Here is a 15,695-nt window from a genome sequence, read left to right as displayed (position 1 = left end):
AACGGATAGCGGGAATCCCCGCTATCCGTTTTTCATTGCAAAAATTTATTTCAGTTTTTATTCATCCGAACCGGATTGTGATTTTTTTGCCTGGCTGAGATTTTGGATCGTTTGCTCGGCCGCGTTTGCGTTTTGGTTTGTTTCTTTTTTCTTCAGGTTAAAATAAGCTTTAAACACCCGGTTGGCAATTTGCAAGTTGGTGTGGGGATCACTTGCACTCCCCATATAAGACCACGGTACAACAACGGAGATGGCCACTTCCGGATGATCATATGGGGCATATCCTACAAAGGTGGAATTCCAGGCTTCGCTCCAGAGTGCCGGACGCGTTTTTCCGGCTGCAGCATATTGTTCCACCTTCTCGCCGCCATATATGGCCTGGGCCGTACCCGTTTTGCCTGCTGCTTTCAAGCTGGAGTCAATACGGCCGTATGCCGTTCCACGCGGCACATTGACAACGCGGTAAAAGCCCTCTTTCACCCTGTCAATTTCTGATTGGCTCATGTCAACCTTGTTCAGTACAGTCGTGCCGATTTCCTTCTCAACAGCACCGAGCGTTTTCCCATCACCGCTTGGCTTGCGGATTTCTTTTGCAATATGCGGCTGTACACGATAGCCGCCATTTGCAATCGTTGAAACATATTGGGCAAGCTGCAGCGGTGTGTACGTATCAAATTGCCCGATCGCAAAGTCGAGCACATTCCCGCTATTTGGCGGTACTTCCGTTTGAAAACCGCTGACCTCGCCGGGAAGGTCAATGCCGGTTTTGACACCAAGCCCGAACTCAGCAAAATATTTACGGAACTGGCGAATCGCCTTCATTTTATTAATATCCAATGTACTGTTTGGAACATATGACCTCTGGCCGCCAAGGTTCATGGCAAGCCTGAACATATAGACGTTGGAAGACCTTTGCAGGGCGGTTAAATCGTTAATACTCCCCATGCCGCCGTTAACCCATGATTTTTTCACAGAGGTTCCGCGAAAATGAAGCGGCGTATCAGTAAAGATAGTGCCAGGCGAAATCGCGCCGGTTTGATACCCTGTAAGAACTGTTGCACCCTTTACCGCTGAACCCATTGGATAGGAGGTTGTCATGTTTCCAAGTGCAAAGTCGGCAACTTTAACACTGCCGTTCTTCGTTTTAAATTGTTTGCCGGCCATTGCCAGGACTTCGCCGGTATTTGGATTCATCACCGTCACGAAAGCGCGGTCCACTAACGGATTGCTGGCCCTTGCCGCTTTTAGTTCATCCGTGAGAATTTTTTCAGCCTGTTTCTGCAGTTCAATATCAACAGACAGGACAAGGTCGTCCCCCTGCTTCCCTTTGCTGACGACCGTTGACTTTACCACATTGCCGGATTTATCCGTCTTGGTTTTTACTTTCTCTTTTTCACCGCTCAACACATCTTCATACTCTTGCTCGAGATAACTTGTCCCGACACGGTCATTGCGGCTGTAACCGCGCGCCGTATAGTACTGTTCTTTATCGGAAGGGAGCCCCTCTTTTTCTGATGTCACGCCGCCCAGCACAGAACCGAGCACAGAATCGCCGTTGGACTCTTTAAAAACATAGTACCTGTCCCAGTCAGTTTTAATATCGACCCCCGGCAGTGACGTCAGATTTTCGCTGACAATCGCATATTCTTTGTTGCTGACATTTTGGTTTTTGATAATCTGCGGTGACAGGGCATAGCCGGAAGACATTTCCCTGTAGATGGCCAGCACTTCAAGATCCTGCTTTGTTAAAGAATCTAAGTCGTCCTTTGTAATCCGTTTCAGCTGCAAAGCATAAATTTTGTCACTGTTATTTTTCAATTTTGTCTGTTCTTTTTTGGATACGAGCTTTTTTGCTTCATCCGGATGGGTCTGCAACCAGTAGTCTTTCTTATCCCGTTCTGTAATTTGTTTTAAATCGGAATCTGAATCTTTTTTGATAATGGCAGCCAGTGTTCTCGCAATGCTTAACATTTTCTTGCTGTCATCTTTCGTGGTTCTTGTATACGTAATGGCTTTCAGCGGTTTATTTCCAACAATTAGCTTATAGTTTCGATCAAGTATCCTGCCGCGGGGAACAGAAGTATTAATCGTCTGATCTTCTGTCTGTTCGAGTTCTTTTTTATAATCCTGCCCGTAGACAATTTGAACAATGCCCAAACGTAAGACTAAGATTGAAAAAAGCACAAAAACAACAAAGAACAGCATATTCATCCGAAACGGAATATGCGATCTTTTTTTTCGCTTCTTCTTTTTCAAAACTTTACTGCTCCTTTCGTCAACCATCTATTCTCATTTTAGCGAAAAAAGAGGCTTCTGGCTATAAAAAAATAGAATCGTGCCGGAGCAGGATGAAAATTTCAGGACCCCTCGTTTTTTAAAAGATGAATGTTTCTTGTGAAAAAGGAAATGCATAGATGGCCGGCACCAATGAAAACCATTAAAACCGGAATGCTTGTTTTTTCATTAAAAAAAGTAACGGCTCCGATAAAAAGCAGGATAGACATTACTCTTCCGGCATTTGTAAATATTTCCAAAACCACAACATACTCAATTCGTGCTTCCGCTGCCTTCCATGCCCTGCCAATGACATCATACGTCATCGAATTATAGGGCACCAACAACAACGGGTAAGCAATTGCAATCAAGGCCGCATAAATTAACATGCGCGGATACGATACTTCAAAAACGAATAGAAAAACCGCAGCATACAGCAGCAGCCCGCCCAAAAAAATGGAACGATGGCGGTGCTTGGTCTTCACAAACTTGGTCACCAATGTATAGCCCATAAATTGCAGGCAGGAATTGATCAGTCCGAATGTACCGAGGGAAAGTTCACTCCCGGTTGAAAGAAATACAAAGACCGAAATCATAAAAACAAATGTCCCGTCGCGCAGCCCCTGGACAAAATGGGCGTTGGTAATCCTTTTCCAGTTCAGATTATTCCGGCGCTCCTCAAGAATGCGCTTAAACAAATAGCGCCCGTGAGCTGGCCGCGGTTCTATAAAGAAACTCAGCACAACGGCCACAGCAAACAATAGAAGCGACAGCCCGAACACAATCGTATAGCCGTTCTTCCCAATCAATGAAATCATCAAACCGGCAACAAACGGCCCGATCATCCCCCCGACCGAATTGAACGCCCCCAGAAAGCCGTTGAAAAAATCTCTCGTTTCAGGCTCTGTGATTTCAAACGTCAGCACATTAAAAGCAAGCCAGTAAAAACCGTAACCAACTCCCAGCAGGGCGCCAAGCAAAACAATATACTGGCTGGCATGGTTCCGGGAAAACAGCACGCTCAAATAAAACAGCGCCAGAAAAATGACGCCAATCCTAAATACCATGACCCTGTCGACTTTTTTTGCCCAGCGCCCGGCAATAATAAAAGTCAACGGCTGCAAGATGACAACGGTTAAGTTATACACTGCCAAATCTATGTATGCACCTGTCTGCTTCCATAAGTAAATATTGACAAAAGAATTGGAAAGGGAAACGCTTAAAGAGTACAGGCCGCCAATTGAAAGCAGCAAAAATAAATCCCTTGACAGTTCAATATCTCCAAACCACTTTTGAAAATGCTTCATATAAAAACTCCCCTTTTTCATCCTCTTTATTGTTTGAAAAAGCGGAGCGATTATGCATATGTTTACAGTTCCGTTTAGAAAGTGCGGGGCGGTTGGGCGTGAAATCGGCGGCATGTCCCGAAAAAATCTCTATTACAGGAGGGAGATGATTGAACAGCGGTCCGGTCACGCTCTTCACGCGCAAAAATAAGAGGGTGTGCCCGGTAAACTGGCACACCCTCTCTTTTGAAATTATTTTGCGGATTCGTAGCGTTTTGCCACTTCATCCCAGTTGACGACGTTCCAGAACGCGTTAATGTATTCCGGACGGCGGTTTTGGTATTTCAAGTAATAAGCATGTTCCCAAACATCCAGTCCGAGAACCGGTGTTTTTCCTTCAGACAGCGGGCTGTCCTGGTTCGGCGTGCTGGTGATTTCCAGTTGGCCGTTGTCGACAACAAGCCACGCCCAGCCGGAGCCAAAGCGTCCTTTTGCAGCGGCAGCAAATTGTTCTTTGAACTTTTCAAAGCTGCCGAATTTGCTGTTAATCGCGTCAAGCAATGCGCCCTTTGGTTCCCCGCCGCCATTTGGCGAAAGCAGTGTCCAGAACAGCGAGTGGTTGGCATGCCCGCCGCCGTTATTGCGGACCGCAGTACGGATATTTTCCGGAACCGCATCCAAATTGGAAATTAAATCTTCAACAGATTTGGCTGCCAAATCATCATGGCCTTCCAATGCCTGATTCAAGTTGGTGACATATGTGTTGTGGTGTTTCGTATGGTGGATATTCATCGTTTCCTTGTCAATATAAGGTTCAAGTGCATCATAAGCATACGGCAATTGCGGTAATGTGTAAGTCATCTCTTTTCCTCCCCTATGTAAAATATTTGAACCGTAAAAGTTCATACGATTGTCATATTTAATTTACCAAAATCCCCCTTGACAAGCAATTATTTTGATTCAGTTTTTAAAGGACGGTGATAAAAAAATAGACAGCCATGATGATTTGAATGACCCCTTTTACCACAATACTGCTTAAAAAACCAATGACTGAGCCAAACCCGATTTTTACGGCCTCTGCCAACCGTGTCCGGTGCACGAGCCATTCCCCTGCCACGGCACCCAAAAACGGGCCGATGAGGATGCCGGCCACAGGAATGACAAACGGACCGACAAGCAATCCGATCGTACTTCCCCAAATTCCGGCTTTTGAACCGCCATATTTTTTTACCCCCCATAAATTTGTCACGGAGTCAGCAAAAAACAACAGAATCCCAAGCAGAATCTCAACCGCCCAAAACAGCCAGTGAAGCGGCGCGAAGGAAAAGCAAATCCCGTACAAAAGATATGCGCCGAATAAAAACAACATCCCCGGAATGATAGGATAGACCAAACCAATAAATGATATCGCGATCAAAGCAGCAATGATGATCCAATAAATCGTATCGAGCATAAAACCCCTCCTTCATTTTCATGCTTCCCTTTCCGCTTGCAATCATCCTCCTCCCACTTCCAACATATATTATAGTTTACCAAAAAAGCGTGGAATGCCGCACGCTAAGAATGCCACTGTTTTGCCATGATAAGATAACTTTTTTCAGTGGTTCTATACGTCGCTTTATCCGCATATATATATAGCACCATTTGAAAGGGAGGCTTGTCCCAAAATGAAAAAAATCATCGCAATATTCGCGGCCCTGATCATGATTTACAGTGTTTACTATGATATCCATGTCGGCACCATTCCATCTGCCTCATATGCCCGGGAAATCCAGCCTGTCTCTTTCGAAAATGAAATTCCTGCACCCGAAGAAAGCATTGCCACCGTACAAGTAAATCCCGGCGATACCGTTCTGACCATAGTTGAAAAGCTATCCAACACCTCTTCCAATCTTTCTATTGAAAAAGTGATCCAAGATTTTAGCCGCCTGAATAACGGCATCACACCCGAAGACATTCAAATCGGCCAGACGTACCGTTTTCCGATTTATCATTCTTCCAACCAAAATTAAGCAATTTCTTGTCAAGTGTTGTTGAAAATTGATACAATATAATCTGGTACTATTTATCCCAACATAACGGGCAGTAAGGTGCATGTCGCAGGAGGCGTTGCAACAGGACGCCTGAGTTCTTGGCCTTTGTTCATTTTCTAATCAGCAGGGGATGAAGGAAAACTCCCGCTGATGGCAGTTTCACTTTATCTTTCAATAGATTGATAGTTCAATAAAGGAGCGAATTACCCTTGGGTGAAATCATACATCGTTCAAAAACGCGCCCCGTCAAGGTCGGTCATTTAACAATCGGGGGAAGCAACGAATTATTTATTCAAAGCATGACAACAACGAAAACACATGATGTCGATGCCACGGTCAGGCAGATTGAGCGCCTGGAAGAAGCAGGCTGCCAAATTGTCCGTGTCGCCTGTCCGGATGTACGTGCGGCCGAAGCGATTCCTGAAATTAAAAAAAGAATTCATATCCCGCTTGTGGCAGATATCCATTTTGATTACCGCCTGGCATTAAAAGCGATTGAAGGCGGCGCCGATAAAATCAGAATCAATCCCGGCAATATCGGGAAGCGCGAAAAGGTCGAGGCAGTTGTGAAAGCGGCCAAAGAACGCGGAATTCCGATTCGCATCGGCGTCAATGCCGGAAGCCTTGAAAAGCATATTTTACAGAAATACGGTTACCCGACGGCGGATGGCATGGTTGAAAGCGCCCTGCACCATATCCAAATTTTAGAAGATCTTGATTTTCATGATATCATCGTCTCCATGAAAGCATCAGATGTCAGGCTCGCCATTGAAGCTTATGAAAAAGCGGCAAGAACGTTTGACTACCCGCTCCACCTTGGCATTACCGAATCGGGGACGCTTTTCTCCGGCACCATCAAAAGCGCGGCCGGGATTGGCACGCTGTTAAGCAAGGGCATTGGCAATACGCTCCGGATCTCTTTAAGTGCAGATCCCGTTGAAGAAGTAAAAGTCGCCCGCGAACTTCTAAAAATCTTCGGCCTTGCCTCGAATGCCCCGACGCTCGTTTCCTGCCCGACGTGCGGCCGGATTGAGATTGACTTGATCAGCATTGCGAACGAAGTCGAAGCATACTTACAAACCATTAAAGCGCCTATCAAAGTTTCTGTGCTTGGATGCGCAGTAAACGGCCCCGGTGAAGCAAGAGAAGCGGATATCGGGATTGCCGGCGCACGCGGCGAAGGCCTCTTGTTCCGCAAAGGAAAAATTATGCGGAAAGTCCCTGAAGAACATATGGTGGAAGAATTGAAAAAAGAAATTAATGCACTGGTGGCAGAGTACGACAAAAAACAAGCCGGGCAAAACCCGGTAGTATAACCCCCATCACCCCCGGACCTTTACGCCCGGGGGTGATTTTGATCCTGCTGTAATTGTTTGCAAATCGTTAGTACGCACCGGCTCCCCGGTTTCCATGCGTTACCATTAAAAGAAAGGATACACAAACAGCCCAAGGATCAGGGATACTGCTCCGATTCCGATGCCCCATACCCCAAGAGCTGCGGCGTTTTTCCGGCGTGCTGCAAGCCCCAAAAGGATCGCAGCCAACCCGAATACAACCGGCAGGAAATACAAGGAAAAAACGGCGAGGATCAGGGAAGCCCAGCCGTAAAACATGCTTGTTCCCCTTTCGTTATCCTCCTGCTGCCTGTCGTTTGAACCGCGTACCGGGGCCGATAGTTCAGCTCCGGTTTCTTCACGGTAATCCGGTGTCGCGTTTTCATGACCGTCCCCATATGGCAGCAATGATTGATTACGGTTGCCTTCGTCCACATGCATCCCTCCGCTTTAAGAATAGGAGCACGCTTAGCTTGTGCCGGAATGCGGCTTTTCATGCTGGCAATTTCAGCATCTGCCGGAACATAAGCTGCAGGCGTATATTTTACCTTTTTACTGTTTTTGTGCTACACTTTGTATACTTGAGTAAAGGAGTTTTTGAATAATGGCAAAAAAACGTTTTGGGATTGATATCGATGGGACGGTTACCAGCCCGCAGTCTCTTCTGCCTTTTATCAATAAAGCGTTCCATCTGAATTTAAAATATGAAGACTTAACAAAATATGAAATCACTGATGTAATTGATGTTCAGCCTGAAAAATTTAACAAATGGTTTCTGCAATCAGAACCGCTGATTTATGAAAAATCGCCGATTGCCGAAGGGGCAAAAGAAGTGTTAACGGATTGGGCAAAAGCTTTTGAACTTTACTTCATCAGCGCGCGGGCAACCCGCTTGCTTGACGTGACAAAAAAGTGGTTTTCCAAACAGCAGCTGCAATATCACCATATTGAATTGATCGGCACCCACCATAAAGTGGAAACCGCTAAAAAATATAATGTGGATGTTTTCCTCGAAGATAAGCATGACAATGCAGTTGCGATTGCGGAAGAACTGAACATTCCCGTCCTCCTTTTTGACACGCCTTACAACCGGGAAACGGTTCCCGAAAATGTCGTAAGGGTAAAAAATTGGCAGGAAGCAAACAAATGGATCCGGGAATGGGCAACGGCTTCTGCCAATGCCGGAATATAAAAAAAATCCACACGCTTTGTGTGGATTTTTTAAATATGCCCGTGTGCCAGGCATTCGGGGCATGTGCCGTATACTTCAAACTTATGGCCGGTGATGGCATAGCCTTCCAGTTCACGGTCGATAATCGGCATCGGGCATTCCGGAATTTCCTTTGTCTGCCCGCATGCCAAACAAATAAAGTGGTGATGGTGTTGATCGGTCGAACATTTGAAGCGGAAATGTTTTTCACCCGACAATTCCGTCACTTCAAGAATACCAAGCGTTTCAAATAGCGACAAATTCCTGTAAATCGTATCAAAACTTAAGCCCGGATAATCATCTTTCATTGATTCCAGCACATCTTTTGCCGTTAAATACTTATTGCAGCGGGAAAAAAGCCCGAGCATCTTTTCCCGTTTACCCGTATGTTTATAGCCTTTTTCTTTTAAAATTTCAATTGCATCCTCCAGTAGCATTCAAATCACACCCTTTTTTTGTGAAAGCGGACGCTGCTTCCGCAGACGTTTCAAATAAATGGATACAAGTAAAATCATGATGGAAATCAAAACAATTGTACCGCCCGGCGGTAAATTTAAATAAAAAGCGCTGACCAGCCCGCCCATTACGGAGATCTCCCCAAAAACAATCGAAAACAAAATCATTTGTTTAAACCCGCGGCTGATGCGGATGCTGGCGGCGACAGGCAATGTAATCAAGGCTGAAACAAGCATTATTCCGACAATCCTCATCGCTGCTGAAATCACCAGTGCAATTAGGACCATAAAAATCAGATGAATTGATTTTGCGGGGATGCCGGACACTTTTGCAAATTCTTCATCAAAAGAAAGTACAAACAATTCCTTGTAAAGCAGGATGACGACTGCCAAAACAACAATGCTGATGGCAATGATCAACCATAAATCAGTCCGGCTCACAGCACTGACGCTGCCGAATAAGTAGTTCATTAAATCAACATTGTAGCCGCCCGCCAGCGAAATGAAGATTAAGCCGATGCCGATACCGCCCGACATAATAATCGGAATCGCCAATTCCTGATAATGGCGGTAAACGCTCCTTAACCGTTCAATTAAAACCGAGCCCAGAACCGAAAAGCCGGTGCCGATATATAAAGGATTTAACCCGGATAAAACCGCGATTTTATTGCTTAAAAACAGGCTCACGGCAATGCCGGACAAGGTTACATGGCTTAAAGCATCCGCAATCAGTGAAAGACGGCGCACAACAATAAAGCTGCCGATTAATGGGGCAATGATGCCGATGATCATCCCCGTAATAAAAGTATTTTGCAGAAATTCGTAGTGGAAAAACGCTGAAATCATTTTAAACTCCTTCTAATTCATGTTCATGCGAAAGCAACTGGATATCATGATGGTACCAGGAAGAGACTTCTGCATCATCAAGCTCTTCAAATTTTTCTCTCTCCCCATGAAAATATAAATGCTTATTGAGGCAGGCCACATGCGTGACATTGCTGGTGATCGCGCCAATATCATGTGTGACAAGGATAAGAGTGATGCCCAATTGCTGATTCAGGATCTCCATCATTTCATAAAAGGATTGGACATGCTGATGGTCAACCCCCACTGTCGGTTCATCCAGAATCAGGATTTCCGGTTTGCTGACAATCGCCCTCGCAATAAATACGCGCTGCTGCTGGCCCCCGGACAGTTCGCCAATATTTTGGTGCAAATAATCTTCCATCCCCACTGACCGGATCGCTTCAATAGCATCTTTCCTGCTTTCGCTGCCCATAAACCGGAATAGTCCCGTCTTTGTGGCCAAGCCGCTTGCAACTACTTCCAAAACGGTTGCCGGGTAACCCGTATTGAATGAATTCGCTTTTTGCGATACGAATCCAATCCGGCTCCAGTCTTTAAAACGGGCGAGCGGCTTGCCGAATAAACGAATTTCACCCGCCTGCGGTTTTAACAAGCCAAGCATTAATTTTAAAAGCGTGGATTTGCCAGAGCCATTTGGTCCGACAATGCCAAGGAATGCTCCCTTTGGTACATCCAGGTTGATATGTTCAAGCACATCATCGCGGTCATACCGAAATGAAACATCAGCCACTTCAATTATATTCTCACTCATTTCAATTCTCCCTCAATCAGAATCATTCCGATTTATATATTATACACTTGCACCTTATCGTTGTAAAGTGTCACGCCAAACGTTTAAAGCATGAAGGAACATTTCCGGTGAAGACGCATATGTTTTTTATTGGGAGTGATGCAAAAGTGAAACTGATACAAAATATGGTCAACTATAAGATTAATTTGATTACGGGGGATGAACTGTACAAATATGCCCGCCAGTTTAAAGTAAAGGTCAGCCGTGAAGAAGCAGAGAAAATTGCGGACTATGTACGCGGCAGACAGCTGAATATCTTTGACGATCAGGCGCGCAGCAAGGCAATCAAGGACATCGCCAAACTTACAAGCCCTGAAACTGCAAGAGAAATCAACCGTGTCTTTGTGATGTTTGCAAAATAGCGATCTATCATCACAGTAAAAAACGGCCCGCGGGAAAAAATTCCCCTGGGCCGTTTTTTTACTCATCAATGAATGATTAGTGAATGACGCGCCTTGCTACGCCTTCAAAAGCGCCTTTCCAATACACATTATTCATGGAGTCAATCGAAACACCGTGCGAACTGTTGTCATTCAGGAAGGTTCCGTTACCTAAATAAATCCCGACATGGCCGATCGTCTTATAGGTATGGAAGAAGACCAGATCGCCCCGTTTTAGCTGGGACGGGCTGACAGGCGTTCCAAGCGCAACCAATGTATCCGTTGTCGCACCTGCTCCGCCTAAGTTTACGCCGGCTTGGGCAAATGCCCAGTGCACAAATGAAGAGCAATCAAAGCGGCGGTTTGCAATATCGGCTGCGTTTCTTCCGCCGCCCCATTTATACGGGGAACGCCCGACAAGGGAAGAACCTGCGCTGATTGCGGCTTCAATGGTACGGGAAGCGCTCTTTGATGTGCTGCCTGATGTGGCGCTTGCTTTTGAACTCCTGGCTGGCGCGGCGGATGAAGCTTGGTGGCTGCCTGCTTGTGAACTTGAACGCTTAACGTTAGGACTTGAACTTTTGCTTGAATCCGTGTTCGTGTTTGAGCTTGAATTGCTTGAACTTGAATTGCTTGAACTTGAATTGCTTGAACTTGAATTGTTTGAGCTTGAATTGGAACCGGAATTCGTGCTTGAACCGGAATCCGTTTGGGAAGCCGCCTGCTCATCATTCGAACTGCCGGATGCAGAGGCTGTCTGGTCGGATTTTGATGGTGAAGAAGCCGTATCGGCGGCTGCCTGTTTGGTTTCTGAAGAGCTGCCGGATGCCGCCTGTGCCTTTTCAAGCTGTGAAAGCGCAGCCTTTTCCTCTGCATTTAACGACGAAGCCTGTGCCTTCAGCTTAGAAATTTTTTCGGAAATAGACTGCTTTTGCTCTTCCATCGCTGCAGCCATGGTTTTTTGGTCAGCCAATTGGTATTGATTGGCTTCTTTTAAATCCTGAAGATCCGAAAGCGCTGCCTGAATGCTGCCCAGTTTCTTGTTTAACGTTTCCTTTGAATCCTTCAATTCCTTTTTGTCTTTCTCCTGAGCCTCTAAAATCGAGCGGTCGGCATTTACAAAAGTCGTAACAGCTGCCGTACGGCTTACGAGGTCACTGATGCTTTTTGCTTCAAGAACAACATCCAAATAATTGACAGAGCCGCCGCTTTTTTGAATGTTGCGTGCGCGTTCTTCCAACACTTTATCCCGTTCCTGAATTCTTTTTTCCGTTGCTTTGATTTTATCGTTTAACTGGGAAACCTGTGCCTTGGTTTCTTTTACTTCCTGTGTCTTTTCGCTGATTTGTTCGTTATTTTTTTTGATCTTACCGGCAACTGCCTGCATATCTTTTTGCATGTCCTGCTGTTCAGACAAAATTCTGGAAATTTCGCTCTGTTTGCCGGAAATGCTGGATTGGACGAGAGATTTTTGGTTCTGAATGCTGTTTATCCGGCTATCTGCAAACGCTTTGCTAAATGGGATAAATGTACTGCCTGCTCCAATTACCGTTGCGACAGTCAAAGACAAAAACTTCTTATTCACAATAACTCCTCCATTGCTATGTATCGTGTTTCAAAAAATCTGAAATTCTATCTGTAATCTGTTAATCTCGTAATCTGGCAATGATGTAAAAATTGCTCGGAATCTGTTAATATTTACTATAGTTAAAATTATAGCACCAAACTTCGACATTTAGATTACAATTAGATTTCATTTTGCACAAGGACGTTTAAAATCCTGAAGAACAAAAAAATGCCGCCTGCAAATAAAAGCGGGATCATTGAACCATTTTCCCGGCTTTTTTTGCAGGCGGCAGCCCGTTTATTAACAAGTTATGCCATGATCTTATCTAATAGATTTTCGTCAAATTGCCCGTTTCTCAGCATTTCAATTTCAAATTTGTACGGCGGTTTTCTTGTCTGCTTGTCTTCTCCCACGTACGGGGTTTCCAATATTTTTGGAATGTCTTCCAGCTGCGGATGGTGGACAATATCGTTCAATGCTTTAAAGCCAATATAGCCGAATCCGATGTTGGCATGCCTGTCCTTTCTTGCGCCGCGTTCATTTTTGCTGTCATTAATATGCAGCACTTTTAAACGGTCAAGGCCGATCACCCGGTCAAACTCTTCAAGTACATCGTCGAAATGGTCTTTCACGTCGTAGCCGGCATCATGGGTATGGCAAGTATCAAAGCAAACCGAAAGCTTGTCATTTTGCTTGACGCCCTCAATAATCATTGCCAGTTCCTCGAAAGATCTTCCGCACTCTGATCCTTTTCCGGCCATGGTTTCGAGTGCAATCTGGACCGTTTGCCCGGCTGTCAGCACTTCATTCAGCCCTTCAATAATTTTTGGGATGCCTTTTTCCGGCCCCTGCCCCACGTGCGCGCCCGGGTGCAATACAATTTGCTTTGCTCCGATCGCTTCTGTCCGCTCTATTTCCGATCTTAGAAAATTAACCCCTAATTCAAAAGTTGCCGGATTCACGGTATTTCCGATGTTGATAATATAAGGGGCATGGACAACGATTTCCTCTATCCCGTGCTCCTTCATATGGGCGCGGCCCGCTTCAATATTCAGGTTTTCGATTTTTTTCCGCCTGGTATTTTGCGGGGCGCCCGTATAGATCATAAAAGTATTGGCGCCGTATGATACTGCTTCTTCGCTCGATGCAAGCAGCATTTTTTTCCCGCTCATGGAAACATGCGAACCAATTTTCAACATTTTCGTTCTCCCCTTCCAATTACACTTACACTTTCTTTATTTCTTCTGTGCTTTTTTATGGCGTTTTTTCACTTCTTCAACCTGGCGTTCGATTTTCTTTTTGTAGCCCGGTTTGACTTTTTTCGGCCTGCCGATTGCTTTTCTTGCCGCCTTTTCAATATCATCCGCCTGGCGGACACGTTTTTTGCGGCGGTTGCGGTCGTGGATGTCCACCCATTCGCCGCGGCGCAGGTCCTTATTGTGGAATACGATCCCCATTTTCTCAAGTTCAACCAGGGCATGTTCATCACTTGGCTCATAAATCGTCACGCAAACCCCTGAAAGATTGGCTCGTGCAGTTCTGCCGGCGCGGTGCACATAGAAAGTCAAATCTTTTGGCAGTTCGTAGTTGATCACATGGCTGACCCCTTCAATATCAATGCCGCGCGCTGCCAGATCCGTCGCAACAATATACTGGTAGTCCAGATTTTTTATTTGTTTCATCGTTTTTGCCCTTTCACGGGGCGCTAAACCGCCATGGATCCGGGCCGTTTTCAAACCTTTTTCATTCAACTGGGAATACACTTCTTCAGCCATAGCTTTTGTATTGGTAAAAACAATCGCCAAATACGGATTGCTGGCCTTTAAAACATCATACAAAACATCGATTTTTTCCCTTGAACGCTTCGAAACCAGGACATGCTCGATTTTTTCAGCTGAAATCCGGCGTGGCTGGACCTGCTCAAATTTCGGATTTTCCAGATATTTTTTTAAAAACGGTTTTAATTTCTCCGGGATGGTTGCAGAAAACACGAGGATCTGCAAATCTTTCGGCAGCCGTCCGGCAATCTGGTCAACATCCGCAATAAAACCCATATCCAGCATTACGTCCGCTTCATCAATCACCAAAGTTTTAGCCGTATGCACAAACAACGCCTGTTCCTTGATGAGATCATGGATCCTGCCGGGTGTCCCGACAACAATGGAGGGCTGCTTTTTTAATTTTTCAATATCACGCTTCTTGTCCGTTCCGCCGATAAAACAGCGCGCCGTGATCTCTGCGCCTTCTTCTTTCCATTTCACCACATCGAGAATTTCATGATAGATCTGGCTGGCAAGTTCCCTTGTCGGGGCTGTAATCACAGCCTGGACTTCCCGGCTGTCCGGATTGATTTTTTCGAGGATCGGCAAAATATAGGCGTGCGTTTTTCCTGTGCCGGTTTGAGACTGGCCGATTGCGCTTTCGCCTTTTAGCACAAGCGGAATCAATTTTTCCTGAATCTCCGTTGGTTCACGGAAACCTTTATAATCAATCGCCGTTTCAATAAAAGGCTTAAAATGATATTTTTTCCAAGTTGTTTCTGCCATTTTTCCACTCCTTTTTATTCCACCCGCAATATGAACGTCTTGTTATTATAATCGACATTTAAAAAAACTTCCACTCTCCCATCCATATCTTCCAACAGTGGAAAGATTTCCGCCCCGTTACCAGACGTTTCAGGCCATCATGCATATAGTATTAGCGGGCAATATGTTTGAAGAAAAGGAGATGTTGAAAATGCCGCCAAGAAATATTTCGCCGACGTTTGGCCAGGCAAATTTTGGGAGACCCATGGGGCAGATCCAGCGGAACCCGATGATCATGGGGCGCCCGGTAAACTTCCAACAGCCGGTGGGGAGACCCGCGCCATTCGGGCAAAACGCCCGTGTATTAGGCAGCCGCAGCATGATGGGACAGGGGCGCGGGCAGGGCGGCCTGCTGTCAAGATTGTTCCAGCGCGGCGGGCAGGGCGCTGCCGCGAATGCCGCAAATGCTTTTCAAAGGGGGGCAGATGGCGGGGGCTCGCTGATCAAAACTTTAGCCAATCCAAATTCAATCAGTTCATTTTTAAACAATACCCAAAACGTCCTGAAAACCGCGCAGCAGGTCGGCCCGGTCATCCAGCAGTACGGCCCGATCGTGAAAAACCTGCCTGCGATGTGGAAGATGTACCGCAGTTTAAAAAATGCCCCGGCAAATGATGCTGAAAACGATACAGAAAATGATACAGAAAACGATGCGGATAACGAAGCAGCAGATGAGCAGCCAACAAGCGGCGCCAAAACAACCCGTAAAACAACCCGTAAAACTGGTGCAACAACTGCAAAAAAATCGCGTCAAAGCCGGCAGACAACAACAGCAGAAACCGCCGGCAGCCCGGCAGCAGCCAAACCCAAGCACGAAAAAAGGCAACCGGAAGGCGCTTCGGTACCCAAACTGTTTATCTAGACCGCTATCAACCGTTTGTACGCGCTGTACAAACGGTTTTTAAGGTTACAGC

At 45.7% G+C, this 15,695-nt stretch carries 16 protein-coding genes; 5 read left to right on the top strand and 11 right to left on the bottom strand.

Annotated features, from left to right (window positions below; all coding sequences use genetic code 11):
- Nucleotides 1-57: 57 nt before the first annotated feature.
- The 4 genes from C232_RS18365 to C232_RS0103920 all read right to left on the bottom strand — a co-directional run bounded on the left by C232_RS18365 (nt 58) and on the right by C232_RS0103920 (nt 5,013).
- A complete protein-coding gene (locus tag C232_RS18365) occupies nt 58-2,256 on the bottom strand; it encodes a peptidoglycan D,D-transpeptidase FtsI family protein (protein ID WP_018661500.1) in 2,199 nt (732 codons plus the stop codon).
- 101 nt (nt 2,257-2,357) lie between these two features.
- On the bottom strand, nt 2,358-3,581 hold the full coding sequence (locus tag C232_RS0103930) for an MFS transporter (protein ID WP_018661498.1): 1,224 nt from the start codon (nt 3,579-3,581) through the stop codon (nt 2,358-2,360).
- Between the two features lie 231 nt (nt 3,582-3,812).
- Nucleotides 3,813-4,421, bottom strand: coding sequence for a superoxide dismutase SodA (sodA, locus tag C232_RS0103925; protein WP_018661496.1), 609 nt, complete (start codon nt 4,419-4,421; stop codon nt 3,813-3,815).
- A gap of 106 nt (nt 4,422-4,527) precedes the next feature.
- A complete protein-coding gene (locus C232_RS0103920) occupies nt 4,528-5,013 on the bottom strand; it encodes a DUF456 domain-containing protein (RefSeq protein ID WP_018661494.1) in 486 nt (161 codons plus the stop codon).
- 214 nt (nt 5,014-5,227) lie between these two features.
- Here C232_RS0103920 and C232_RS0103915 point away from each other — a divergent pair, with 214 nt between their 5' ends.
- Nucleotides 5,228-5,572, top strand: a complete 345-nt coding sequence (locus C232_RS0103915; RefSeq protein ID WP_018661492.1) for a LysM peptidoglycan-binding domain-containing protein — start codon at nt 5,228-5,230, stop codon at nt 5,570-5,572.
- 239 nt (nt 5,573-5,811) lie between these two features.
- Entirely contained in the window at nt 5,812-6,909 is a 1,098-nt protein-coding gene (gene ispG / locus C232_RS0103910; RefSeq protein ID WP_155891537.1) for a flavodoxin-dependent (E)-4-hydroxy-3-methylbut-2-enyl-diphosphate synthase, read from the top strand.
- Between the two features lie 105 nt (nt 6,910-7,014).
- On the opposite strand, the gene C232_RS0103905 is transcribed toward ispG, so the two are convergent.
- Nucleotides 7,015-7,362 (bottom strand): hypothetical protein, encoded by a 348-nt coding sequence (locus tag C232_RS0103905; RefSeq protein WP_018661488.1) that lies wholly within the window; start codon nt 7,360-7,362, stop codon nt 7,015-7,017.
- A gap of 169 nt (nt 7,363-7,531) precedes the next feature.
- On the opposite strand from C232_RS0103905, the gene C232_RS0103900 reads away from it, so the two are divergent.
- Nucleotides 7,532-8,119, top strand: coding sequence for a 5' nucleotidase, NT5C type (locus C232_RS0103900; RefSeq protein WP_018661486.1), 588 nt, complete (start codon nt 7,532-7,534; stop codon nt 8,117-8,119).
- A 29-nt stretch (nt 8,120-8,148) separates the two neighbouring features.
- Here the strand turns inward: C232_RS0103900 and C232_RS0103895 are convergent, their stop codons facing one another.
- From C232_RS0103895 to C232_RS0103885, 3 genes are read right to left on the bottom strand one after another with little or no spacing between them, the layout of a single operon-like run.
- Nucleotides 8,149-8,574 carry a Fur family transcriptional regulator gene (locus tag C232_RS0103895; RefSeq protein WP_018661484.1) on the bottom strand — a complete coding sequence of 142 codons (426 nt, stop codon included), beginning with the start codon at nt 8,572-8,574 and terminating at the stop codon, nt 8,149-8,151.
- Nucleotides 8,575-9,438: a metal ABC transporter permease gene (locus C232_RS0103890; protein WP_018661482.1), complete on the bottom strand. Its 864-nt coding sequence runs from the start codon at nt 9,436-9,438 to the stop codon at nt 8,575-8,577.
- Nucleotide 9,439: 1 nt separating this feature from the next.
- Nucleotides 9,440-10,210, bottom strand: coding sequence for a metal ABC transporter ATP-binding protein (locus tag C232_RS0103885; RefSeq protein WP_018661480.1), 771 nt, complete (start codon nt 10,208-10,210; stop codon nt 9,440-9,442).
- Between the two features lie 146 nt (nt 10,211-10,356).
- Between C232_RS0103885 and C232_RS0103880 the strand changes: the two genes are divergently transcribed.
- On the top strand, nt 10,357-10,611 hold the full coding sequence (locus C232_RS0103880; protein WP_026314464.1) for a DUF2624 domain-containing protein: 255 nt from the start codon (nt 10,357-10,359) through the stop codon (nt 10,609-10,611).
- A 76-nt stretch (nt 10,612-10,687) separates the two neighbouring features.
- Here the strand turns inward: C232_RS0103880 and C232_RS0103875 are convergent, their stop codons facing one another.
- The 3 genes from C232_RS0103875 to C232_RS0103865 all read right to left on the bottom strand — a co-directional run bounded on the left by C232_RS0103875 (nt 10,688) and on the right by C232_RS0103865 (nt 14,742).
- Nucleotides 10,688-12,214: a C40 family peptidase gene (locus tag C232_RS0103875; RefSeq protein ID WP_018661476.1), complete on the bottom strand. Its 1,527-nt coding sequence runs from the start codon at nt 12,212-12,214 to the stop codon at nt 10,688-10,690.
- Nucleotides 12,215-12,504: 290 nt separating this feature from the next.
- Nucleotides 12,505-13,395, bottom strand: a complete 891-nt coding sequence (locus C232_RS0103870; protein WP_018661474.1) for a deoxyribonuclease IV — start codon at nt 13,393-13,395, stop codon at nt 12,505-12,507.
- Between the two features lie 36 nt (nt 13,396-13,431).
- Nucleotides 13,432-14,742 carry a DEAD/DEAH box helicase gene (locus C232_RS0103865; RefSeq protein WP_018661472.1) on the bottom strand — a complete coding sequence of 437 codons (1,311 nt, stop codon included), beginning with the start codon at nt 14,740-14,742 and terminating at the stop codon, nt 13,432-13,434.
- Between the two features lie 190 nt (nt 14,743-14,932).
- Here C232_RS0103865 and vrrA point away from each other — a divergent pair, with 190 nt between their 5' ends.
- Nucleotides 14,933-15,643 (top strand): VrrA/YqfQ family protein, encoded by a 711-nt coding sequence (vrrA, locus tag C232_RS0103860; protein ID WP_018661470.1) that lies wholly within the window; start codon nt 14,933-14,935, stop codon nt 15,641-15,643.
- The last annotated feature ends 52 nt before the right edge of the window (nt 15,644-15,695 follow it).

The organism is Heyndrickxia acidiproducens DSM 23148, assembly GCF_000374345.1.
GTDB classification, from domain to species: Bacteria; Bacillota; Bacilli; order Bacillales; family Bacillaceae_C; genus Weizmannia; species Weizmannia acidiproducens.
This window is presented reverse-complemented; position numbering and strand designations above follow the sequence as displayed.

Coding starts and splice junctions, on each gene's coding strand:
- C232_RS0103930 (WP_018661498.1), bottom strand. CDS start 3,581: ATGAAGCATTTTCAAAAGTGGTTTGGAGATATTGAACTGTCAAGGGAT.
- sodA (WP_018661496.1), bottom strand. CDS start 4,421: ATGACTTACACATTACCGCAATTGCCGTATGCTTATGATGCACTTGAA.
- C232_RS0103920 (WP_018661494.1), bottom strand. CDS start 5,013: ATGCTCGATACGATTTATTGGATCATCATTGCTGCTTTGATCGCGATA.
- C232_RS0103915 (WP_018661492.1), top strand. CDS start 5,228: ATGAAAAAAATCATCGCAATATTCGCGGCCCTGATCATGATTTACAGT.
- C232_RS0103900 (WP_018661486.1), top strand. CDS start 7,532: ATGGCAAAAAAACGTTTTGGGATTGATATCGATGGGACGGTTACCAGC.
- C232_RS0103895 (WP_018661484.1), bottom strand. CDS start 8,574: ATGCTACTGGAGGATGCAATTGAAATTTTAAAAGAAAAAGGCTATAAA.
- C232_RS0103890 (WP_018661482.1), bottom strand. CDS start 9,438: ATGATTTCAGCGTTTTTCCACTACGAATTTCTGCAAAATACTTTTATT.
- C232_RS0103885 (WP_018661480.1), bottom strand. CDS start 10,210: ATGAGTGAGAATATAATTGAAGTGGCTGATGTTTCATTTCGGTATGAC.
- C232_RS0103870 (WP_018661474.1), bottom strand. CDS start 13,395: ATGTTGAAAATTGGTTCGCATGTTTCCATGAGCGGGAAAAAAATGCTG.
- C232_RS0103865 (WP_018661472.1), bottom strand. CDS start 14,742: ATGGCAGAAACAACTTGGAAAAAATATCATTTTAAGCCTTTTATTGAA.
- vrrA (WP_018661470.1), top strand. CDS start 14,933: ATGCCGCCAAGAAATATTTCGCCGACGTTTGGCCAGGCAAATTTTGGG.